Origin of the sequence: Pacificimonas pallii (assembly GCF_019204005.1) — a bacterium.
Lineage (GTDB): Bacteria > Pseudomonadota > Alphaproteobacteria > Sphingomonadales > Sphingomonadaceae > Pacificimonas > Pacificimonas pallii.
In genome coordinates this window covers 905,431-928,045 of the sequence record NZ_JAGSPA010000001.1, presented here as the reverse complement: position 1 = coordinate 928,045, position 22,615 = coordinate 905,431, and the positions used below count along the sequence as shown (strand labels likewise).

At 62.3% G+C, this 22,615-nt stretch carries 22 protein-coding genes; 13 read left to right on the top strand and 9 right to left on the bottom strand.

The window, feature by feature from the left end:
- Nucleotides 1-125: 125 nt before the first annotated feature.
- The gene (locus KCG44_RS04330) at nt 126-1,250 is read right to left on the bottom strand and encodes an App1 family protein phosphatidate phosphatase (protein ID WP_218444438.1); all 1,125 of its coding nucleotides are present in this window, start codon (nt 1,248-1,250) and stop codon (nt 126-128) included.
- Nucleotides 1,251-1,312: 62 nt separating this feature from the next.
- On the opposite strand from KCG44_RS04330, the gene KCG44_RS04325 reads away from it, so the two are divergent.
- On the top strand, nt 1,313-2,338 hold the full coding sequence (locus KCG44_RS04325) for an I78 family peptidase inhibitor (RefSeq protein WP_218444437.1): 1,026 nt from the start codon (nt 1,313-1,315) through the stop codon (nt 2,336-2,338).
- A gap of 179 nt (nt 2,339-2,517) precedes the next feature.
- Here the strand turns inward: KCG44_RS04325 and ychF are convergent, their stop codons facing one another.
- From ychF to KCG44_RS04305, 4 genes are all read right to left on the bottom strand, one after another.
- Nucleotides 2,518-3,618 (bottom strand): redox-regulated ATPase YchF, encoded by a 1,101-nt coding sequence (gene ychF / locus KCG44_RS04320; RefSeq protein ID WP_218444436.1) that lies wholly within the window; start codon nt 3,616-3,618, stop codon nt 2,518-2,520.
- Entirely contained in the window at nt 3,619-4,011 is a 393-nt protein-coding gene (locus KCG44_RS04315; protein ID WP_218444435.1) for a VOC family protein, read from the bottom strand.
- A 216-nt stretch (nt 4,012-4,227) separates the two neighbouring features.
- Entirely contained in the window at nt 4,228-4,797 is a 570-nt protein-coding gene (pth, locus tag KCG44_RS04310) for an aminoacyl-tRNA hydrolase (protein ID WP_218444433.1), read from the bottom strand.
- A gap of 70 nt (nt 4,798-4,867) precedes the next feature.
- The gene (locus KCG44_RS04305; RefSeq protein ID WP_218444431.1) at nt 4,868-5,560 is read right to left on the bottom strand and encodes a 50S ribosomal protein L25/general stress protein Ctc; all 693 of its coding nucleotides are present in this window, start codon (nt 5,558-5,560) and stop codon (nt 4,868-4,870) included.
- A gap of 314 nt (nt 5,561-5,874) precedes the next feature.
- On the opposite strand from KCG44_RS04305, the gene KCG44_RS04300 reads away from it, so the two are divergent.
- The 9 genes from KCG44_RS04300 to KCG44_RS04260 all read left to right on the top strand — a co-directional run bounded on the left by KCG44_RS04300 (nt 5,875) and on the right by KCG44_RS04260 (nt 16,661).
- Complete coding sequence (locus KCG44_RS04300; protein WP_218444429.1) at nt 5,875-6,657, top strand: PEP-CTERM sorting domain-containing protein; 783 nt, start codon at nt 5,875-5,877, stop codon at nt 6,655-6,657.
- 354 nt (nt 6,658-7,011) lie between these two features.
- Nucleotides 7,012-7,794 (top strand): PEP-CTERM sorting domain-containing protein, encoded by a 783-nt coding sequence (locus tag KCG44_RS04295; RefSeq protein ID WP_218444427.1) that lies wholly within the window; start codon nt 7,012-7,014, stop codon nt 7,792-7,794.
- A 223-nt stretch (nt 7,795-8,017) separates the two neighbouring features.
- Entirely contained in the window at nt 8,018-8,257 is a 240-nt protein-coding gene (locus KCG44_RS04290) for a hypothetical protein (RefSeq protein WP_218444425.1), read from the top strand.
- A gap of 86 nt (nt 8,258-8,343) precedes the next feature.
- Nucleotides 8,344-9,264 carry a glycine--tRNA ligase subunit alpha gene (locus tag KCG44_RS04285; protein WP_218444423.1) on the top strand — a complete coding sequence of 307 codons (921 nt, stop codon included), beginning with the start codon at nt 8,344-8,346 and terminating at the stop codon, nt 9,262-9,264.
- On the top strand, nt 9,257-11,356 hold the full coding sequence (glyS, locus tag KCG44_RS04280; protein WP_218444421.1) for a glycine--tRNA ligase subunit beta: 2,100 nt from the start codon (nt 9,257-9,259) through the stop codon (nt 11,354-11,356). The genes KCG44_RS04285 and glyS overlap by 8 nt, the downstream gene beginning before the upstream one ends.
- Before the next feature lie 290 nt (nt 11,357-11,646).
- On the top strand, nt 11,647-14,307 hold the full coding sequence (gene ppdK, locus KCG44_RS04275; protein WP_218444419.1) for a pyruvate, phosphate dikinase: 2,661 nt from the start codon (nt 11,647-11,649) through the stop codon (nt 14,305-14,307).
- Nucleotides 14,304-14,615: a hypothetical protein gene (locus KCG44_RS04270; protein ID WP_218444417.1), complete on the top strand. Its 312-nt coding sequence runs from the start codon at nt 14,304-14,306 to the stop codon at nt 14,613-14,615. Before ppdK ends, KCG44_RS04270 begins: the two co-directional genes overlap by 4 nt.
- On the top strand, nt 14,605-14,970 hold the full coding sequence (locus KCG44_RS04265) for a hypothetical protein (protein ID WP_218444416.1): 366 nt from the start codon (nt 14,605-14,607) through the stop codon (nt 14,968-14,970). Before KCG44_RS04270 ends, KCG44_RS04265 begins: the two co-directional genes overlap by 11 nt.
- A gap of 59 nt (nt 14,971-15,029) precedes the next feature.
- Nucleotides 15,030-16,661 (top strand): thiamine pyrophosphate-dependent enzyme, encoded by a 1,632-nt coding sequence (locus KCG44_RS04260; protein ID WP_218444414.1) that lies wholly within the window; start codon nt 15,030-15,032, stop codon nt 16,659-16,661.
- Nucleotides 16,662-16,762: 101 nt separating this feature from the next.
- On the opposite strand, the gene KCG44_RS04255 is transcribed toward KCG44_RS04260, so the two are convergent.
- A complete protein-coding gene (locus KCG44_RS04255; RefSeq protein ID WP_218444412.1) occupies nt 16,763-17,191 on the bottom strand; it encodes an HNH endonuclease in 429 nt (142 codons plus the stop codon).
- A 95-nt stretch (nt 17,192-17,286) separates the two neighbouring features.
- Here KCG44_RS04255 and KCG44_RS04250 point away from each other — a divergent pair, with 95 nt between their 5' ends.
- Together KCG44_RS04250 and KCG44_RS04245 are read left to right on the top strand one after the other, a co-directional pair.
- The gene (locus tag KCG44_RS04250; RefSeq protein ID WP_218444410.1) at nt 17,287-17,706 is read left to right on the top strand and encodes a VOC family protein; all 420 of its coding nucleotides are present in this window, start codon (nt 17,287-17,289) and stop codon (nt 17,704-17,706) included.
- The gene (locus KCG44_RS04245; protein ID WP_218444408.1) at nt 17,703-18,425 is read left to right on the top strand and encodes an NYN domain-containing protein; all 723 of its coding nucleotides are present in this window, start codon (nt 17,703-17,705) and stop codon (nt 18,423-18,425) included. Before KCG44_RS04250 ends, KCG44_RS04245 begins: the two co-directional genes overlap by 4 nt.
- Nucleotides 18,426-18,529: 104 nt before the next feature.
- Here the strand turns inward: KCG44_RS04245 and KCG44_RS04240 are convergent, their stop codons facing one another.
- Nucleotides 18,530-18,712, bottom strand: coding sequence for a transposase (locus KCG44_RS04240; protein ID WP_218444407.1), 183 nt, complete (start codon nt 18,710-18,712; stop codon nt 18,530-18,532).
- A 79-nt stretch (nt 18,713-18,791) separates the two neighbouring features.
- Between KCG44_RS04240 and KCG44_RS04235 the strand changes: the two genes are divergently transcribed.
- Nucleotides 18,792-19,871, top strand: a complete 1,080-nt coding sequence (locus KCG44_RS04235) for a hypothetical protein (RefSeq protein ID WP_218444405.1) — start codon at nt 18,792-18,794, stop codon at nt 19,869-19,871.
- Nucleotides 19,872-20,245: 374 nt separating this feature from the next.
- Here KCG44_RS04235 and KCG44_RS04230 read toward each other — a convergent pair whose 3' ends face one another.
- The gene (locus tag KCG44_RS04230) at nt 20,246-20,806 is read right to left on the bottom strand and encodes a DUF4019 domain-containing protein (RefSeq protein WP_255536350.1); all 561 of its coding nucleotides are present in this window, start codon (nt 20,804-20,806) and stop codon (nt 20,246-20,248) included.
- A gap of 538 nt (nt 20,807-21,344) precedes the next feature.
- Nucleotides 21,345-22,451 carry a cell division protein ZapE gene (zapE, locus tag KCG44_RS04225; RefSeq protein ID WP_218444403.1) on the bottom strand — a complete coding sequence of 369 codons (1,107 nt, stop codon included), beginning with the start codon at nt 22,449-22,451 and terminating at the stop codon, nt 21,345-21,347.
- Between the last annotated feature and the right edge of the window lie 164 nt (nt 22,452-22,615).

Genomic DNA, 22,615 nt, shown 5'->3' with positions numbered 1-22,615 from the left:
ATCATCCCGAGCGCAGTCGAAGGACGCACCCAGGCTGCTGCAATGCTATTGCGCGTTCTTCGACTGCGCTCGGGATACTCGGGGGATAGTGGGTTGCAGGGCGGAAAAGGCCAAGCAAACCGCGTTTACGCCTTGGCTTTCCCGTCCGGCAGCACGGCCCGCACTGCCTCTTCATCCCGCCCAAAACCGACCCGCTCGACCAGCGTCATCGCATCGGCAAATCCGCTGCCGCAGTAGACCGGCGTTCCCGTCGCCTCAACCTCGGCCAGCAGCGTGCCATTCGCGCCCTGACGGCAGGTGCCGGAAACATCGCGGATAAAGACGCCCGCCACATTCTCCGGGAAATCGCGCACGACCTGCGCGTAGACTTCCACATCCTGCTGCCCATTGTCGCCGATCAGCAGGAAACGATATTGCGGATAGAAGGCCAGGATGGTCTCAATCGCCGCGATCTTGTGCGTATCATGGCCGCCGGCAATGAACTTGTCCCGTGCGATGCCGTAATCTTTCAGGAACATCGGCCCATGCGGAATATTGTTCAGCGCCTTGAAGCGTGTGATAAACCCATATAAATTCCACGGGCTGGACGACACGTAGAAGATCGGCCGCCGCGGCGCCTTGCCGTCGACGACCAGCGTCCGGTAAAGATCGGATGCACCCGGAACGGCTTTCCTGTCTTCCGGCCGGTCGACCAGAACGCGCCGCCAGTTCTTGATGAAATTCGTCGCTCCGGTTTCGACAACGGTGTCGTCAATATCGGAAATGATGCCAAGCTCGGTATCGATACCGGGTGCCAGCACTGGGGCGGTGACGCGGGCAGGCTGCGCGGGGCTGTCCGGCGCGGCAAGTGTGACCTCTTCCCAGCCGGTGATATGGGGTGATGCCCTGCCGGTCAGCGCGATCTCGAAATGGAAATACCCCTCATCGTCGGTCACGGTTTCGTGCCGGCCGCCATAGCCATCCATCACGATCCGCACGCCCGGCACTTCATCGCTTTCATAGACGGCCAGCATGGCGCGCAGACGCGACAGCGTGGACGTACCGGGTGTGATCGGCTTTCTATATTCCAGCACCCGGCCCGACAGGCGCACCGCGTCGCAATTGCGATATCCGGCAAATGCGTGAATGGTGAGCGGACGCATCCTGCGCTGCCCGCGATAGCGCAGTTCGTCGAACGTTTCGTCGATATGGTGGAACGCCTCTTTTCCGATGCGGGAAAGGGCGGCAGCGATTGTCTCACGATCAGTCATTATTTGTCGAACGCGCGATCTGGCGGCAAGTGCCGTCCGATCGCCATCAGGGGAGAAAAGACATGAAAACGCTTACCGCCTGCGCCGCGGCGCTGCTGCTGCTGACCGCCGCGCCCGCCACCGCTGCTCCGATGACGGAGGCGGAAGCTGCGCTCATCGTCGAACGCGGCGACCGCGACAAGCGCGACACGGACCTCGACGACAGCCGCATGCCGGCAAGGGCACTCGCCTTTGCACGGCTTGAGGGCGGCGACCGCGTGCTCGATATGTTCGCGGGCGGGGGTTATTATACGGAGCTGCTTGCGCGTGCCGTCGGCCCGGACGGCCGCGTCATTGCGCAGAATCCGGCGGCCTTTGGCGCGCGTGAGCGGATCAAGGCAGCCGTCGAGCAGAGAAACTATGGCGAACGTGTTCCGAACGCCGCGGTCATGAACGTCGATTTCATGCAGATGCAGCTCGCCCCGTCCAGCATCGACAGGGCGTTCTTCCACCTCGTCTATCACGACCTCTATTTCGAAAGCGCCGAATTTGGCCTGCCGCGCACCGAACCGCAAATTGTGCTGTCCGAACTGCACCGCGCGCTGCGGCCCGGCGGCAGCATCACGGTCATCGACCATGTCGGCGACGGCGACGACCCGCGCACCGATGTGCAGGCAACGCACCGCATCAAGCCCGACATCGTGCTCAACGATTTCAGGAAAGCGGGCTTCCGCCTCGCCGCGCGGGAGGCCTTTTTCGACAATCCCGCCGACAATCATGCCAAATCGGTCTTTGACCCTGCCCTGCGCGGAAAGACCGACCGCTTCGCCATGCGCTTCGTAAAGGCGGGCGATCCGGGCGCGGAGGAAACCGCCGCCGCCGACATTCCGGCTTATGGCGCAGGTGAATGCGATGCCTCAGCGGTGGCCGATTTCCTTGGCAAAATGCCAAGCGCCGTCGATCCAGACACGCTGAAACGCGCCTTCTCGGCCAGCATGCTGCGCATGCACAAAAGCGGCGACGCCGTTACGATGGACTTCCGCACCGACCGGGTGAACGTGGAAACCTCACCCGAAACCGGCGAGATTGTCAGGATCTATTGCGGGTAAAGACAGGCGCTTCCTTGGAAACCATGCCACATGAACGGAAAATACCAAATCCGATCATCCTGAGCGCAGTCGAAGGACGCACCCAAGCCGCTGCAAAACCACCGCGCGTCCTTTCACTACGCTCGGGATGATCTTTTTAAAAGACCTGCAGATATAGGCGGTGGGTAGCCAGGCTGGTTTTACACATTGAACCTAAAGTGCATGACGTCGCCGTCCCGCACCAGATATTCCTTGCCCTCCAGCCGCAGTTTCCCGGCTTCCTTCGCACCCGCCTCGCCGCCGCAGGCGACGAAATCGTCATAGGCGGTGGTTTCGGCGCGGATGAAGCCCTTTTCGAAATCCGTATGGATCTCGCCCGCCGCATTTGGCGCGGTCGCGCCCTTGTGGGTGGTCCACGCCCGCGCCTCCTTCGGCCCGACGGTGAAGAAGGTGATGAGGTCGAGCAGTGAATAACCGGCGCGGATAATCTGCGTCAGGCCGGTTTCGGTCAGGCCAAGGTCCGACAGGAATTCGGGGCGGTCGGCGGCGTCCATCTGGCTGATTTCCGCTTCGATGGCGGCGGAAATAACGACGCTCAGCGCGCCCTCCGCTTCGGCCTTTTTCGCGACCGCCGCGCTATATTCATTGCCGGTCGCCGCCTCGTCCTCACCCACGTTGCAAACGTACAGAACCGGCTTGGCGGTCAATAGCTGCGCCTGTTTGAAGACGCGTGCTTCCTCCGCGTCCTTGGGTTCCACCAGACGTGCGGGCTTCCCTTCGTGGAGCAGCTTCAGCGCCTGTCCGAGGACGCTGGCCTGGATTTTCGCCTCCTTGTCGCCCTGCGCGGCCTTTTTCTCGGCCGTCGGCACCCGCCGCTCCAGCGATTCGGCGTCGGCCAGCATCAGCTCGGTTTCGACGACTTCGGCATCCGACACGGGATCGACGCGGCCATCGACATGGGTGATGTCGTCATCCTCGAAACAGCGCAGCACATGGACGATGGCATCGACTTCGCGGATGTTCGCCAGAAACTGGTTGCCAAGCCCCTCGCCCGACGACGCGCCCTTCACCAGCCCCGCAATGTCGACGAAGGCGAGCTGCGTCGGAATGATTTTCGCGGATTTCGCGATCTGCGCCAGCTTGTCGAGCCGCGGATCGGGGACACCGACCTGCCCGACATTGGGCTCGATCGTGCAGAACGGGAAATTCGCCGCCTGCGCCGCCTGTGTCTCCGTCAGCGCGTTGAACAGCGTGGACTTGCCGACATTGGGCAGCCCGACGATACCGCATTTGAAACCCATTTAATCGTCCTCTTGGTCATTCTCGGTCAGGCGCCAGGGCGGAAACCGCCGGTCCTCGCCGCCATGGAAAATACAAATTTCGTTGCCAGCCGGATCATGTAGCCGCGCCTCGCGCCAGCGCCAGCCCTGATCGGCGGCGGGCGATGAGATGACCATTCCGGCGGCCTCGATCCGTGCAACCTCCGCATCGACATCATCAACCTCGAAATACACCACAGTGGAGACGCTACCGATCTCGTCCGTGTGATGGATGGAGAAAGTCTCACCCGTCCGCGTCTCGAACCGCGCATATGATGGCGGTGAATCGACGATCTGCCGTAGGCCGAGCGACCGGTAGAACGCAACGGAGGCGCCATAATCCGTGCAGCCGACCGTAACCTGATTCAGTTTCATACTATCCTCCCGGGGGGTCTCCGTCTGTTCAAGCCAGCCAGTGCGCCGATGCCCAGCCACCATCCAAGCACATAGCTGGAACCCGCGCCGGCCAGGGGAACGGGAAAGGCACCGACAAAGGGGCCAATAGCAATGATGGCCATGTAGGTCGACAGCGCGGCTACAAGGCTGGCAGCGCCAAACATCAGCAGGATATGCGACCTGGCGACAGCCGCCTCATCCCTGCATCCGAACCGCGACGTCCGACATGAAACGCGCGTCGTCGCCATCGGCCAGCCAGTGCGCTTCGGAGGCGATGGCACCAAGGAGGTGCGCGAGATCATCCATTTCCGCCTTCGCGAAATTGCCAAGGACATGAGAGGTCACGCGGTCCCTGTGGCCGGGATGGTCGATACCTATCCGAACGCGGCGGAATTCCGCGCCGATATGCTGAATGGTCGAGCGGATGCCATTATGGCCCGCCGCGCCGCCGCCCGTCTTCACCTTGACCTTGAACGCCGCCAGATCGAGTTCGTCGTAGAGGACCGTGACGGCGTCCGGCTCCAGCTTGTAGAAGCGCATGGCCTCGCCGATCGACTGGCCGCTTTTGTTCATGAACGTCTGCGGTTTCAGGAGCAGCACCTTCTCGGTACCGAACCTGCCCGCCGATGCCAGCCCGGAAAAACTCTTCATCCACGGGCCGAAGCCATGCATGTCGTGGATTGCATCCACCGCCATGAACCCGACATTGTGCCGGTTGAGCGCGTAGTTCGCGCCCGGATTGCCGAGACCTGCGAAGATCTGCATGGGCGGCCTCCCGACAGGAATGCGCCACCCCGGCCCGTGCCGGGATGGCGCATGAATTCAGATGACCGGACTAATTGTCCTTGCCGTCCATATTCTCGGCATCGACGTCCGGACCCATTTCAGTGGTCGGAACCTCGTCGGCCGCTGGCGCTTCGCCGTCCCCATCTCCGGCCTCGTCATCCTGCGACTTGAGTGCGGACGGTGCCACGATGGTCGCGACGGTGAAGTCGTGATCCTCGAAATCGACGTCGACGCCATCGGGCAGGGGCACCTGGCTGATGTGGATCGAATCGCCAATTTCCAGGCCCGCGAGCGATGCGAGAAGCTGCGACGGAATGTCGGACGGACGACAGCTGACCTCGACCTCGTGGCGAACCACATTGAGGACGCCGCCGCGCTTCAGGCCCGGAGACTCCTCTTCGTCGGTGAAGTGCATCGGAATCTCGACGTCGATCTTCTGGCCCTTGGCAAGGCGAAGGAAATCGACATGCAGCGGACGCTCCGTGACCGGGTGAAACTGTACGTCCTTCGGCAGGGTACGGTGCAGATCACCGCCTTCGACCTGAACCTCGACCACGCTGTTCAGCATCTGGCCGCTCGACAACAGCTTGCGCAGTGCCTTTTCTTCAACATGAACGCTGATCGCGTCCTTCTTGTCGCCGTAAATCACGGCGGGGACACGTCCGTCCCTACGCATTGCACGGGAGGCTCCCTTGCCCGCCTTTTCGCGCATCTGCGCCGCGATGGTCATCGCTTCGCTCATCTGACTTCTCCAAAACACAAAAAGCCCCGCTCAGACCGTGCCCTCCAGGGTGGCAAGGTCGCGGGGTTGGCGGCCTCGTAGCCCGAAGCAGCCGATTCTGCAAGCCGGGAGCGGCATCCCCAAATTTGGTGAGACGGCAGGATTTACACTGTCGGTAAATTTTACATATCCGGCTCGGGAAAATCTTACCCACCTGGTAAAGTCTCTTCCAAAATAGCGATTTACCACGGCTGGCACGGGAATTGCTTACCCCTACGCATGCAAACGGACGCCCATTCTGGCCCCGGAAAGCAACAAGACAAAAGGGAACAATCATGTACAAGACAATCGCAGCGGCCAGTCTTCTGCTGGCGGCACCGGCGCTTGCGGCACCCGTGGACCTGTCCTCATGGCAGGCCGACAATTACGGCGGTGCCAACTGGACCGTTCAGAACGCACCCGCCAACGACAGCGTCTTTCAAAGCGTCAATGGCAACCCAACGATCTTCTTCGAGGCCGGCTCGCTTGCCCAGGGGACCACGCTGTCCGGTGAAATCACCGTGGAGACTTCCGCCGACGATGACTTTATCGGCTTCGTACTTGGCTATTCCGATGACGAGATCAACGCGGCCAATGCCGACTTCATCCTCGTCGACTGGAAACAGGGCACACAGAACTTCGGCGGCTCGACCGGAAACGCTGGCCTCGCCGCTTCGCGCATTTCAGGCGACCTGACATCCGTCGACCTTATCGATACCTATTGGGGCCACGATGCCGGTTCCAACGCGTTCGAAATTCAGCGCGGCACAAACCTCGGCGCGACGGGTTGGAACGACAACCAGACCTACACGTTCGACATCGTCTTCACGAACAGCCTCATCGAAGTGATGGTCGACGGCGTTCTGGAACTCAGCTTCACCGCCGCCGATGCCGGCCTTGCCAGTTTCGACGACGGCGCGTTCGGTTTCTATAATTACAGCCAGCAGTCGGTTCGCTACGCCGGTATCGAGGAAGGCGTCGCTCCCGATCCCGACCCGCAGCCCGTCCCGGCACCTGGTGCGCTGGGTCTGCTCGGCCTTGGCGTTCTCGCGCTGGCAGCACGTCGTCGCCGCAGCTAAAACATTTGCCCAATCGGCAGGAAAAGGGCGTTCCGGTCTGGTCCGGGACGCCTTTTTCTTGTCACCGGTCGTGAAGCCGAAATTGGGTAACGACCAGACATGCAGACTGTCATGACAGCCGCGCCCCTGTCACCTCGCCGACTGGATGCGGATTGGATTACGTCTCGGATAAACTGTCGAAGAATTTTACAATTCTGACTCATGTTTTTGGCTACGGGCTTATAAATTATTGACCTTATTATATTAAGTGAAACTGGCCCAATCTTTGCTTGCTCAGTGTATCGGCAGCTCCTGTGGCGTTTTTTTGAGCTCGTGACGCAAGCATACGATTCAAGAGAACCACAGGAGAATCACATGAAAAAGCATATTATGATATCCGCAGTGGCAGCAGCGTTGCTGTCCACATCCGCTTCGGCAGCGATCCTGACCGGCGTCAATATTCTTAATATCAGCGGCATCAATGAAAGCTCGCTCGACGCGAGCAACATGACCCAGGCGCGCTCCGTCCTTGAAAACGAAGATGCGACGATCACCACGGTCACCGCAGGTGCCTTTGCAGCTGGCGATCTTCTTGGCATCGACATCCTTTATGTCGGTCTGGCGAACAATCGCTTCACTGACGAGCAAACGACACTGATTGGTGACTATGTCCGTGGCGGCGGCGGCATTGTCGCCGTGGGTACCGAACGTGCCTGCTGTTTCGGCCCCGGCTGGGAAGAGATCATCAACGAGCTCGGCTTTTCCGGCCTGGGTGGCGATCGCAATACGGCGCCCACGCCCGCTGACCCAAACAGCCCCATCGTTGACGGACCGTTCGGCGTTGCTTCCACATATGCACCGTCGGCGACGGGCGCTTTCAATCCCGGTTCGCTTCCCGTTGGCACGACAGTTGTCTGGGAAGGCGTTGACGGCAATCCCATCATCGTAACCTTGGAGACCGGTGGCCGCGCCTTCTTCTTCGCTGACACCAACTTCATGCAAAACCTGTATATCGGTGATGGCGACAATTCGACCATTTGGGGCAACGCCTTCGCGTTTACCGGTTTTGTCGATCCCGATCCCGTCCCGGCACCTGGTGCGCTGGGTCTGCTCGGCCTTGGCGTTCTCGCGCTGGCAGCACGTCGCCGCCGCAGCTAGGCCGCTCCGGACCGTTCAAACGGAAGGAGGGCGCTCGCACGATGTGCGGGCGCCCTTTTTCATGGCCGTCGCCGACGATCGGCGGATCGGTAAGCTTAACATTTGATTATCCGCACTTGTTTCCGATTTCTATCGAGGCGGCGGTTAAGCGTCACTTCCGGCTTTCGGCACGCTCCCCGATTTCACCGGCAGGACGGGCAACGCTTCAGCCAGGGTTCAGTGAATGCCTGTCATGGCGATGGCATCGAAAAAGGATGATGACGTGACGAAGTACCGGTTTGCATTCGCGGCGGGCATGCTTTGCCTGGCGGCATCGCCTTCCCTGGCGCAGGATCGCGCGATTATCGGCGCGGCCGCACATGAACAGGCGGCTGCGGTCCCCAATCCCGTTCCCGCACCCGCCATTTTCGGCCTGCTTGCGCTTGGCATTATCGGCCTTGGGGTGCTTCACAAGCGCGGCTGATCTGAACGCGGCGCGGCGCTGGAATTCCGGGCCTGCCGACGGAACCCCCGCTTGAACCGGGACCCGCGCCCCTCTACACGCGCGCCATGCCTATAAATACGTCTACAGACACGCCCGCCGGGACGCCGCTGTCCTTTCAGGACATCATCCTGACGCTGCAACGCTATTGGGCGGATCGCGGCTGCGTGATCCTGCAGCCCTATGACAAGGAAATGGGCGCGGGCACGTTTCACCCTGCGACCACGCTCCGCGCGCTCGGCCCGGATCATTGGAACGCCGCCTATGTGCAGCCGTGCCGCCGGCCCACGGATGGCCGCTACGGCGAAAACCCCAACCGGCTACAGCATTATTACCAGTTCCAGGTCATCCTGAAGCCAAGCCCCCCTGATTTGCAGGCGCTCTATCTGGGCAGCCTCGAAGCGATTGGCATCGACGTCAACGCGCATGACATCCGCTTTGTCGAGGATGACTGGGAATCCCCCACGCTCGGCGCATGGGGCCTCGGCTGGGAAGTCTGGTGCGACGGCATGGAGGTGACGCAGTTCACCTATTTCCAGCAGGTCGGCGGCTATGACTGCAAACCCGTCGCGGGCGAACTGACCTACGGCCTGGAACGGCTGGCGACCTACATCCAGGGCAAGGACAGCGTCTACGACCTCGATTTCAACGATCATGGCACGACCTATCGCGACGTATTCATGGCCAATGAACGGCAGCAGTCCGCCTATAATTTCGAACATGCGACAACCGAGAAACTATTTTCGGAGTTTCGCAACGCGCAGGCCGAAAGCGCCAAGCTGATCGAGGCGGACCTGCCGCTTCCGGCCTATGACCAGACCATCGCCGCCAGTCATTTGTTCAACCTGCTCGATGCGCGCGGCGTGATCTCCGTCGCCGAACGCCAGGCCTATATCGGCCGCATCCGCGATCTTGCGAAAGGTGCCTGCACCAGCTGGATGGACGTCAATGGCTGGCTGGAAACCGCAAAGGAGAAGGCGCATGGCTGATTTTCTCCTCGAACTCCGCTCCGAAGAAATCCCCGCGCGCATGCAGCCAAAGGCGGCGCAGGATCTCGAACGCCTGTTCACCGCAGCACTCAAGGAAGCTGGCGTGACGGCGGACAGCATCGAAACGCACGCGACCCCGCGCCGCCTTGCGCTGATTGCGCGGGGCCTGCCCGCCGAAACCGCAGCAACATCCGAAGAACGCCGCGGCCCGCGCACCGATGCCCCGGACAAGGCGCTCGAAGGCTTCCTGCGGGGCGCCGGCCTGACCAGGGACCAGCTTGAGGCGCGCGAAGAGAAAAAGGGCAGTTTCTGGTACGCCAGGCTGGAAACCCCCGGCCGCGCCATGGCGGACATTATTGCCGAGGCGGTGCCCGCACTTATCCGGGCGTTCCCCTGGCCCAAGTCCATGCGCTGGGGCGCCGACAGCCAGTCGAGCGAAAGCCTGCGCTGGGTCCGCCCGCTGGAGGGAATCATCGCGCTCTTGGGCGGTGCCGTCGTGCCGTTTGAAATCGCCGGTATCGCCAGCGGCCGCGTGACGCGCGGTCATCGCTTCATGTCCTCAGGCGATATCGAGATCGCCGAGGCCGATGACTATGCCGAAAAGCTGCGCGCCGCCCGCGTGATCCTGTCCGCCAACGAACGTGCCGATTCCATCGAAAAGGGTGCGAAGGCCGCTGCGGCGGCTGCCGGGCTGACGCTGATCGAGGACAGGGCGCTGCTCACCGAAAATGCCGGGCTGACCGAATGGCCGGTGCCGCTCCTTGGCCGGTTCGACGAAGATTTCCTCGATGTGCCGCCGGAAGTCATCCAGCTGGCGATGAAATCGCACCAGAAATATTTCTCCGTCGCCGATGCGGACGGAAAGCTGACGAACGCCTTCGTCTGCACCGCCAATATCGAGGCGCCGGACGGCGGCACGATGATCGTCGCGGGCAATGAAAAAGTCCTCGCCGCCCGCCTCGCCGACGCCCGCTTCTTCTGGGACCAGGACAGGAAAGTCCCGCTGGAATCCCACGCCGGGAAGCTGAAAGACATCGTCTTCCACGAAAAGCTCGGTACCGTCGCCGACAAGGTCGAACGCGTCGCGAAACTCGCCCGCTGGCTGGTGGAAGAGGGGATAATACCTCCTCTCCCCCGTGGGGAGAGGGAGCAGGCCCGCGCGAAACTGGCCGACCAGGCCGAGCGCGCCGCCCGCCTCGCCAAGGCCGACCTTGTCACCGGCATGGTCGCGGAATTCCCCGAACTGCAAGGCCTGATCGGCGGCTATTATGCCGAGGCGCAGGGCGAGGACGACGCCATCGCCGCCGCCATCCGCGACCATTACAAGCCCGTCGGACAGGGTGACGAGGTGCCGACCGCGCCGGTGACGGTTGCTGTTTCGCTGGCGGACAAGCTGGATTCCATTGTCGGATTTTTCGGTGCAGGGATGGAGCCGACCGGCTCCAAAGACCCATTTGCATTGCGCCGATCAGCCATCGGAATTCTGGAACTGGCGACGAAGAACGACCTGCGTTTCGGCTTGCGCAAAACGCTCGGAATTGCAGCACATGAAGGCAGCGAAGATGCAGGACGCAAGCTTGGCGACTTCTTCGCAGACCGCCTGAAAGTCCAGCAGCGCGAGGCAGGCGTTCGTCACGACCTGATCGACGCGGTGTTCGCGCTTGGCGGCGAAGACGACATGGTCCGCCTGCTCGCACGGGTGAAGGCGCTCCAGGCGTTCATGGCAACGGACGCAGGGACGGCGCTCCTCGCGGGGTACAAGCGCGCTGGCAACATATTGAAGGCCGAGGCCAAGAAGGGCGACCTGCCCGCTGCACCGGATACGCTCGATTACACCCCGGTTCCAGCAGAGGCCGCTTTGATTGCCGCGCTTGATGCGGCGGAACCCAAGGCGAAAACCGCTGTCGAAGCGGAAGATTTCGAGGCCGCCATGACTGCACTTGCGGCCCTGCGCGGGCCCATCGATCAGTTCTTCGACGACGTGATGGTGAATGAAGAGGGCGCGAACAGGCGCGCCGCGCGGCTGGCCTTGCTGGCGCGCATCACCGCCGCCATACGCACGGTCGCCGACTTTTCGAGAATCGAGGGCTAACTTCCCTTCCCGCCTGTGGGGAAGGTGACCGCGCGCGCCCTCCCAGCCTCCCCCGCAAATGGTGGAGGGGGTGTTCATATCCGTCATCCCGCCATGAAAGCTCCCCTTCCCTTCAGGGCAGCGGTAAAGGCGGGGTTGCGAGCGAAGCGAGCCGCCGATAACCGCGCGTTAGCGCGTGGGTGCGATAGAGACATCGCAGCCGCTGGCGCGGCAGTTACTCTTTGCGCTCTGACGGGCGCATCCCCCACCCCTGCCCTTCCCGAAGGGAGGGGCGTTTGAAGGCAGGATTTATGACCAATTGGGTGTACCGGTTCGGTGGCGGCGTTTCGGATGGCGGCAAGGGGGACAGGAATCTCCTCGGCGGCAAGGGCGCGAATCTTGCGGAAATGGCGTCGATCGGCCTGCCGGTGCCGCCGGGCTTCACCATCACGACGGAAATGTGCACCGCCTTTTACGACAATGGCGAGGAATTTCCGGACACGCTGGGGCCAGAGGTCGAGGCCGGTCTGAAGCATATCGAGACCATCACCGGCAAAGCCTTTGGCGCGCCGGAAAAGCCGCTCCTCGTCTCGGTCCGTTCCGGCGCGCGCGCATCGATGCCGGGCATGATGGACACGGTCCTGAACCTCGGCCTCAACGACGAGACCGTCGCGGCCATGGCCCGCGAATCCGGCGATGCCCGCTTCGCCTGGGACAGCTACCGCCGCTTCATTCAGATGTATTCCGACGTCGTCCTGGGTATCGATCACTACATCTTCGAAGACGCGCTGGAGATCGCGAAGGAGGATAAGGGCGTCCACCTCGACACCGACCTTACCGCCGACGACTGGCAGGCGCTGGTGGCCACCTACAAGGAAAAGGTCGAGGAGGAACTCGGCCGCCCGTTTCCGCAGGATCCGAAGGACCAATTGTGGGGCGGCATCCGCGCCGTCTTCGCCAGCTGGCAGACGGAGCGCGCGAAAATCTATCGCCGCCTCAACGATATCCCGCATGAATGGGGCACCGCCGTCAATGTGCAGGCCATGGTATTCGGCAATATGGGCGAGACGTCGGCGACGGGCGTTGCGTTCACCCGCGATCCGTCGACCGGCGCGAACGCCTATTATGGCGAATTTCTGATCAACGCGCAGGGCGAGGACGTCGTCGCGGGCATCCGCACGCCGCAATATCTGACCCGCGAGGCGCGCGCGGCCGCAAATGCGAAATCGGCTTCGATGGAAGAGGCGATGCCGGACGTATATGCCGAACTGGCCGCCACCTTCGCGCGCCTCGAATCGCATTATGCCGACATGCAGGACATCGAATTCACCGTCGAGCAGGGCAAGCTGTGGCTGCTGCAGACGCGCAGCGGCAAGCGCACCGCGAAGGCCGCGCTGAAAATCGCGGTCGACATGGTCGCGGACGGTGTCATTTCAAAGGAAGAGGCCGTGCGCCGTGTGGAGCCGCAGGCCCTCGACCAGCTATTGCACCCCGCCCTCGACCCCGATGCGCCGCGCGATGTGCTGACCGTCGGCCTGCCCGCCTCGCCCGGCGCGGCATCGGGCGTCATCGCCTTTACCGCCGATGAGGCTGAACGGCGCGCGTCGCTGGGCGAAGACGTGCTTCTCGTGCGCGTCGAAACCAGCCCCGAGGACATTCACGGCATGCACGCGGCGAAGGGCATCCTGACCGCGCGCGGCGGTATGACCAGCCACGCCGCCGTCGTCGCGCGCGGCATGGGCCGCCCCTGCGTTTCAGGCGCGGGCGCGCTGCAGATCGACCGGCAGGCACGCACGCTGACCGTCGCCGGACGCAGCTTTGCCGAGGGTGAGCAGATCACTATCGACGGCGGCACGGGCGAAGTCATGGCGGGTGAAGTCGCCACCGTGCAGCCGGAACTGTCAGGTGATTTCGGCGCGCTGATGGGCTGGGCCGATGAATTCCGCCGCATGAACGTGCGCACCAATGCCGAAACCCCCGCCGACTGCCGCGCCGCGCGCGAATTCGGTGCCGAGGGCATTGGGCTGTGCCGCACCGAGCACATGTTCTTCGATTCGGGCCGCATTACATCCGTACGCCAGATGATCCTGGCGGAGGACGCATCCGGGCGGCGCGAGGCGCTCGCCAAACTGCTGCCGGAACAGCGGTCGGACTTCAGCGAGATCTTCCGCATCATGGCGGGGCTACCCGTGACCATCCGCCTGCTCGACCCGCCGCTGCACGAATTCATGCCGCAGCGGGAAAGCGACTATGACGATGTCGCCGCCGCATCGGGCACCAGTGTCGACCGGCTGAAGCGCCGCGCCACTGAACTGCATGAATTCAACCCCATGCTCGGCCATCGCGGTGTGCGCCTCGGCATCACCTATCCCGAAATCTACGAGATGCAGGCCCGCGCCATTTTCGAGGCGGCGCTCGATGTCGCCGCAGAGGGTGAAGCGCCGCTTCCTGAAATCATGGTCCCGCTCGTCATGGGCGCGCCCGAACTTGCGCGCATGCGTGCGCTCATCGAACGCGTGGCCGCCGAAGTCTTCGCCGAACGCGGCACCGACATCGCCTATCTGATCGGCACCATGATCGAGCTGCCCCGGGCCGCGCTCCGCGCGGGCGACATCGCCGAACATGCCGATTTCTTCTCGTTCGGCACGAATGACCTGACGCAGACAACGCTCGGCATCAGCCGCGACGACGCGGCCCGGTTCCTCGGCGAATATGTCGACAAGGGCCTCCTGCCCAAAGACCCGTTCGTCAGCATCGACGAGGCCGGCGTCGGCGAGCTCGTCGAACTCGCCGCCGAACGCGGCCGCGCCACTGCGCCCGAGATCAAGCTGGGCATTTGCGGCGAACATGGCGGCGACCCGGCATCGGTGCATTTCTGCGAGGGCGCGGGCCTCGCCTATGTCAGCTGCTCCCCCTACCGCGTCCCCATCGCACGGCTGGCCGCGGCGCAGGCTGCGCTCGCCGGGGCGTGACGGGCGAGAACTGGACGGTCGACGTCACCCGCATTCCCGCCGGCGGCTTCGCGCGCTCCTCGGTCGTGCCGTCGCGGAACCACGTCAATCTCGATTCGGAAGACGTCACCCTTGTCACCAAGGGCAGCGGTTTCCAGCAGACCGGCGCCGCGCACGAATTCGGCCACATGATCGGCCTGCCGGATGAATATCTCAGCGGCTCGCCGCACATCGCCGACGGCGACTCTATCCTCCATGGCGGGCAGGCGGTAGAACCGCGCCATGTTCAGGATTTCGGCGACTGGGTCAGGACGCAGCTTGCGAACTAGGATTGCCGCGGCGGTTCTCCTCGCCATGACGCCGCTTGCCGCCTGCCATGCCGAACCGACGGAGGAGGAAGCGCGCATGGGCGATGTCGCAAGGGACTGGCAGGCGGTGACTGCCGCCCCCACAGCTGATGCCGAAATCGCCGCGATGGAACGCTTCTGGGCCGCACATCTGTCGGTGCCCGCCATGTCCATGCAGATGTCGATGACGGATGCCGCAACGGGCGCGGCGGTCGCTGTGGGCGATTTCGACGCCAGCGCCCCGGAACGCTATGAGGTTACCGTCGTCATGGACGGTGAAACGCTCCGCTTCCATCCGAAGGCGGCGGGCAGCATCTACATCCTCATGCGCGAATAGCGCCTCAATTGAGGGGCTGGGCGCTTGTCGCCGCCCGCGCTGCGCGCCATAGAGCACCCATGCCGACCGTATCCGAAACCATCGTCCAGGCCCTGCGCGCCGAACAGACCAGCCACGTTTTTTGCGTGCCGGGGGAATCCTATCTTGCCGTGCTCGACGCGCTTTACGATGCGCGCGATGATATCGAGCTTATCACCTGCCGCCACGAGGCCGCGGCGGCGAACATGGCGGAGGCCTATGGCAAGCTGAAGGGGCGCGCGGGCGTCTGCATGGTGACGCGCGGACCGGGCGCGACGCATGCCAGCATCGGCATTCATACGGCGTTTCAGGATTCCACGCCGCTCGTCATGTTCGTCGGCGATGTCGGCACCGACATGCTGGGACGCGAGGCGTTTCAGGAAGTGGACTATAACCGTTATTTCGGGGCGTTCGCGAAGGGCATCATCGCGCTTGACCGCCCCGAACGCGCACATGAAACCGTCGCGCGCGCGTTTGCGCTGGCGCGTTCGGGACGGCCCGGTCCCGTGGTCGTGACATTGCCGGAGGACCTGCTGCTGGCGGAGGCGCCGCCCGCCGTCTCCGCGCCCGCCCGGCCTGCCGAGGCCTCCCCCGACGCCGGCCGCATTGCGGATGTCGCGAACATTCTCTCCACCGCACAGCGTCCCATCCTGTGGCTGGGCGGTCCCGGCTGGACGGACGAAGACTGCGCCCATATCCGGCGCTTTGCGGAGGACACGAACATTCCCGTCGTCACGTCGTGGCGGCGCAAGGACCGGTTCGACAACACCCACCGGAACTATGCCGGTGAGCTTGGCCTTGGCGCGAACCCAAAGCTGGTCGAGCGTGTCCGGAACGCCGATGTCATCATCGCGCTCGGCACGCGCCTGGGCGAGGTCGCCAGCCTTGGCTACACATTGCCCGCCGTACCTGAAGCCGGGCAGACGCTCGTCCACATCCACGCCGACGCGGACACGCTGACGGACGTGCGCCGCCCGGACATCGCCATCCAGTCCTCCATCCGCCTTGCCGCCGCGGCCCTTGCGGAGCTTGGCTTCATGGTGGACGGAGAGGCATGGGCGGCAGGCCGGGCCGATGCCCGCGCCGATTATGAGGCGTGGACGGCACCGACGGAGGTCGCATCGGGCGTCAACATGGCCGCCATCATCACGCAGCTGTCGGATGCGCTGCCCGCCAATACCGCCTTTACCAATGGCGCCGGAAATTTCGCGGCCTGGCTGCACCGCTTCCACCATCACCGCACGCTCGGGACGCAGCTGGCGCCGACCAATGGCGCGATGGGCTACGGCGTTCCCGCCGCCATCGCCGCCGCGCTCATCAGTGGAAAGCGCAGCGTCTGCGTCGCTGGCGACGGCGATTTCCTCATGTCGGGCAGCGAGCTTGCCACCGCCGTCCGTTACAATGCCAATGTCCTGTTCGTCATTGTCGACAACGGGCAATTGGGTACCATCCGCATGCACCAGGAAAAGGAGTTTGCCGGTCGCCAGTCCGGCACGGCGCTCACCAATCCCGACTTTGCCGCCTATGCCGAAAGCTTCGGCGTGAAGGGCTGGACGGTCGAGGCCACCGAGGATTTCGCACCCGCCCTCGCCGAAGCCCTGGCGCAGGACGGCCCCGCCCTCATCACCTGCCGCACCGACCCCGATGAAATCGCCCCGGGCCGCCGGATTTAGGAACGCCGGATTTGCGGGAGCGAAGCTCCGCCTACCCTCCCTATACCTCTGAAAGCGTCACCCCGGTGCTGATCATCGCTCACGCTGGTGGGTGTGTCGACCTAGGGCTTTGCCTTACCCAAGCGGTCAACACATCTCTTAAGATGTTCATCAAGCTCGTTGAGCCATGCCGATCCGCGCTCGACGTTAAAACTGGCCAAATCGCTGTTGTTTTTATCACGGTTGCAGAGTCCGCAGGAGAAAACGAGATTATGCAGATAATCATCACCACCTCGTGAGGCCGGGCGCACATGGTCGCGTGTACATCGCTGAGACAGTTTTTGAGGCTGCATATATTCGCCGCAATGAAAACAGTGCGCGCCCATTTTTTCAAAGGCCTGCTTTAGCGCTTTCAGCGCTCCGGCCTCGACGCCGTCCTTGCCTACCCTGTACAGAGGAACGCCGTTATGATCGGAGCGCATATAGTGAATTGCCTGATATGGTTTTTTGTCGATAGGATGTTTCGCGACAAGTTCAGCGAGCGTCTTCATAACATAAAGGATAGTCCCGCAAAGTAAGCAATCCGTTATCGCGGGTGAGTCGATGGGCTCTGGCGACCTTTGCCTGCACGCGCTAGCTTTCACATATGCTGAAACCCTTTCACCTTGCTTTCCCCGTCGACGATCTTGACGCCGCGCGCGCCTTTTATGGCGGCGTCATGGGCTGTGCGGAGGCACGCGCGTCCGACCGCTGGACAGACTTCAACTTTTTCGGGCACCAGATCGTCACGCATCTGGCCCCCAAGGGCAGTGTGCACCGCAATCCGGTGGGCGGCGATCAGGTCCCCGTCCCGCATTTCGGTGTCGTGCTCGGCTGGGATGAATTCGAGGCGCTGGCGGATCGCCTGCGCGGCAAGGGCGTTGCCTTCGAAATCGAACCGCATGTGCGCTTCGCCGGTCAGGTCGGCGAGCAGATGACCATGTTCCTGTTCGACCCCGCGGGAAACGCGCTGGAGTTCAAGGCCATGCGCACCCCCGAAAACCTGTTCGCAAGGGATCCCGCATGACCACCGACAAGGCCCCCAGCATCGCACTCCTCATCGATGCGGACAATGCCAGCCCGAATCACCTCGACCCGGTACTGACCGTGCTGGCCGAGCTTGGCGAAGTGAACGTGCGGCGCGCTTATGGCAATTGGCGCAAGCCGGCGCTGAAGACCTGGGCCGACCTGACGCTTACCTACGCCATCGAGCCCTATCAGCAGTTCGACATCGTGAAGGGGAAGAACGCCACCGACATGCGCATCGTCATCGATGCCATGGACCTGATGTACGGCGCCAGGATCGGCGGTTTCGGCATCATGTCATCGGACAGCGATTTCATGCCGCTTGCCCAGCGCATCCGGCAGGAGGGGATACCCGTTTACGGGTTCGGCACCGAACGCGCACCCGAAGCCTTCCGCGCGGCCTGTACCCGCTATATCGACGTCGCCGCGCTGAAGCGGGAGGAAACCGCCGACAATGGCGCGTCCGCGAAACCGCGGGAAAAACGCGCCATCGACAAGGCGCTCCTGGACCTGCTGATCGACGCCTATAATTCGGTGAAACGCGACGACGACGGCTGGGCGCGCCTCTCCGAAGTCGGCCAGCGCGCCAATAACCGCTCCAGCTTCGACGCCCGCAATTACGGCTATGCCCGCCTTTCCGACCTGATGAAAGACGTCCCGCAATTCGCCGTCGAAACCGACGAGGACGACAATCAGCAATATGTGAAGCGGCTGCGGTAAAAGCGACGGGTTGGGGGTCCGCTAGCGACCCCAACTACGGACATTTCAGAGGCGGCATTGTTTGGCCTAAAGCGGACTTTGCCAATAGGACGAGAGCGGCGAAGCTAGGCCGTGTCGACAAAAGACTTCAGCCATAGGCGTGCCGCAGCTAGGTTGAGGAAGCTCTCGAACGAGAGAACAGTCTTGACGTAGCGTGTTGCAATGCGGCGCTGTTTCTTGAGCTTGCCAAACATGCGCTCGACGCGGTTGCGATCCCGGTAGCGGCGATCGTCGGGATGCTCAGCCACTTTGCGGTTCGAGCGAGGCGGAATGATCGGGGGGGGGGGTACCCCGGATCAACAGGCTTTCCCGGAAGCGATCGCCATCATGGCCCTTGTCCGCCAGCAGTGCCTTAGCCGTGGCGACGGGGATCGCCATCAGTGGTTCGGCTGCGGTGTAATCGGAGGCCGCTCCGCCGCTCAGGATGAAGCCGGCAGGCAGTCTCTGATTGTCGCAGCGGGCGTGAATTTTGCTTTATCGTATATATTGTATTTATCGAAAAGATCGCAGCAGCAAACGAAAATCAGGGAGTCCCCGCATGGACGATTGACGGAGACTCTTTACGTTTTTCGACATTGGCAAAAGAGGAATCAGGCGATGGGTGGCTTTTTGGAAATTTTCGGAGCGGGCGGCACAGCTGGCCTCAGTCTGGGGGATAGCAATGGTTTTGAAAGCCGAATCGTCAATATCGCCGCCAGCGGAGACTTGCAGGCAGCTCGGGAGTTCGTGACGGAAAACCCGGCACTAAAGGGCAATCTCGAAGCCGCACTTCTCGACGCTGGACAATTCGATACCTTTCACCAGCTGAACGCAAATGGTGCCGACCTGGCGGTTATTGGGACCGCGAGGGAAGCCATTGCTGATGGCGGATGCCACAGTCTCGGTAACGGGTACATGATGTGCGACCCGCAGGGACCGCAAATTGGCGAATTCACCATTCCGCAGCAGACAGGTTTTCCAAACTATATCGGCCCCAATGCCCGCTACAGCCATCATTATGAAGGTAGTGCCAGCGCTCCTGACGGCGGTGCAAGCCTTGGACGCGAAGCGGTTGCAGAACTGATTGTTGATCCGACGCCGGGTGAAGACCGTCCGGCCACCGCTGCCGGTACGCTGAATGACGCGGGCATACCCCTTGCAGGCAGCAATGATATGGTCCGGTCCTATGTCGCGACTGATATCAGCGGGAACACGGTCGTCGCAAATGTGACGGTCCCTGGTCAGCATATTTTGCATCCTGGAATTGTCAGCCAATCGGTCAGCCAGACGGAAAGGTCAACCACGATCTCAGTCGTTGGCGAGGGTAACGGCTTCTGGAGCATTCCTGCCAATCCCATTGCGGATGCTACTTTTCAGAGCAAAATAGACGGCGATATGAGACAGGCCATATATCGTGATGCTCAGTAAACCTGAATAAGCCTGATGCGAACAGTCCGCTTAGGTCTTGCTATTTTAACAGCACTACTGGGCCTTACGGCGTCGGCGCTAACCCTATTTTGGGGCGCTTCGGCAGTTGCGGTCCTTGGCTATGCAGTTGCAACCCTTGTATTTCTGGCGCTGCTTCTTCAGCTCCACCGCCGTGCCACACCAACAAGCTCGTGGGTCGGGGCGGTCTTGGTGGGAGCGTTCATGATTGCCGCCGCGCGTACTGTACCCCTGATGTCCGATTCCGGACAGGGACTGGGTGTTCTAGCGCTTCTCGCCTTCGTAACGGCGTTCTTCGTTTTCGGCTCTGCTGTCATTCTGTTGCGCGAACTGGCCGGAAGGTCGGCACCTCCGATCTAGCGAACCGACGGCGGCGCGTTTGGACAGCTTGCCGCCAGCTTTGCCCATTCGGCTTCCAAGGCGGTTTCGGACCGTTCGGTTCGAATGGCATCGGCGGTCGCGTTTGTCATGTAGGCACGTTCGACCCGCATTACGCCAAAGGCTGTGCCCCGGTCGGGCGTGAACAGCACGATATAGCCGCAGTGCCGCGCCAGCTCCGAAAACGTCCCTGCCATGTCGATTGCCACATAAATACCGGGGCGATCTTGAGTGGGTGGGTATTTTGTCCATGTCATGCGATAGAGGTTCCTGTCTTTCACGGTTCCTGCATCCTCATGAAAACGGGCCTCGCTGTCCGCGAAAGAAACAGCATCGATTTGTGCCTTGGTGGCCGCGTCTAAGGCGGCATAGGCCTCCCCGTAACGCTCGCGGTCGATCAGATCGAAATAATCGCGCGCGGCGGACATCGCGGCTTTTTCCAGCGCTACGTCCGGCACCCACCCGGTTTCGGAGTCAGCGGTTACATTGACCTCGCGCGGCGCTGCAGTTGAGGAGGAAACCGGAGAGGATGCGGCCATCACAAATGTTCCAATGGCGAGAAAAAAAGGGCGGAATAGCTTCATTCAGGAATGCTCTCACCATTGTGTGACAGATTCAACCCTGACCCGACTTGGAACACTGCTGGGACGATGCGGTCGAAAACCAATGCGTCTTTTCACGCGTTGGAAACGTCACTCATCGTGCCGTGTCCCCTAGCTGGCGGACATCGGCCACCTCGATGCCGCCGCCGTCCACGATCTCGACCTTCATCAGCATCCGCCGCCCCGACGGCCATCATAACCGGCCATTGCAGACCCGACGACTACGTCCTGATCGACCGCGACGAAAAGCAGCTCAGGCTGGAATGAGGTTTTGGCGGGAACGGCGTTTGCTGCTCAATTCCAAGCTGGGTGATCTGGAAAGGCTTCGTTCCAGAGCGCATCGATCCCGATAAAGTCGGTATCTCGATACTTTCTGATCGCCACCAGTCTGTGTAATGGCGACAGCTTAGCGCCCTATATCGACGAAACCAGACCTTCCGCTCCCCACCCCCGTAAAGATGTTTCGGCGTGCCGGCTAAAGCCCGTGTCCCTGCTCCAGATACGCCCGGCTCTGCATTTCCATCAGGCGGCTGACGGTGCGCTTGAATTCAAAGCTGCCATCGCCGGACGGGTAGAGGTCGTCCGGCGCGGCGTCCGCCGCCATCAACAGCTTCACCTTGTAATTATAAAGCGCGTCGATCAGCGCCACGAACCGCGATGCCTCGTTGCGCATGTCGGGGCCCATCACCGGCACGCCGACCAGGATGACGGTGTGGTATGTCTGCGCCACGGCCAGGTAATCCGCGCTGCCCCGCGCATCGCCGCACAGCCGCCTGAAGCTGAATACCGCCACGCCTTTCAGCGATTTCGGCACGGTCAGCGTGCGCCCGCCGCCCACCTCCAGCTCGGCCGACGGTACGTTCGCGCGGTCCTCGACCGGATAGTCGGTCAGCCGGAAAAACGCCTCTGACAATGCCGCCGTCGCCGCCTCTCCATTGGGCACATGGTAGACGTCCATCGCGCCCAGCCGCTCCAGCCGGTAATCCGTCGGGCCATTGAGGCAGACCACATCCAGCCTGGCCTCCAGCAGGTCAATGAAGGGCAGGAACAGCTGCCGGTTCAGGCCGTCCTTATAAAGGTCCCCTGGCGGGCGGTTCGATGTCGCCACCACGGTCACGCCCGCCGCGAACAGCGCCGTGAACAGCCGCGACAGCAGCATGGCATCGACCACATTGGTGACCTGCAGCTCGTCAAAGGCCAGCAGGCGCGCCTCGCCCGCGACCTTCTCGATCACCGCCGTCATGGCGTCCCGGTCCTCCGCGCGCGCCGCCTTCATCGCGCCGTGCACGTCCAGCATGAACGCCGCGAAGTGCACCCGGCGTTTCCGCGCAATGTCCACCTCGCCGTAAAACAGGTCCATCAGCATGGATTTCCCGCGCCCGACCTCGCCCCACATGTAAATGCCCTCGGGCGGCGGCGTCTCTGATTTGCCCAGCAGGCGCGCGAACAGTCCCGGCGTTTCGCGCACCTGTTCCAACTCGTCCTGCAGGCGCTGCAGCCGTTCGGCGGCACGTGCCTGGTCGGGGTCGGCGCGCAGTTCGCCGCCCGCGACCAGTGCCTGATAGGCGGTCAAGGTCGTCATATGCCGATCATGCCGGAAAGCCGGCCCACGTCCATCGTGCGCCATGTCTGCCCGCCGGCCATGGGGCCTTTGGTGACCGTGATCGCGGGCGGCGGTTTTCGTGTCTCTGTCATCGGCAATGGTCGCTAGCGCGGCAGGGCGCGGTCCCGCCACCCTGTTCTTTT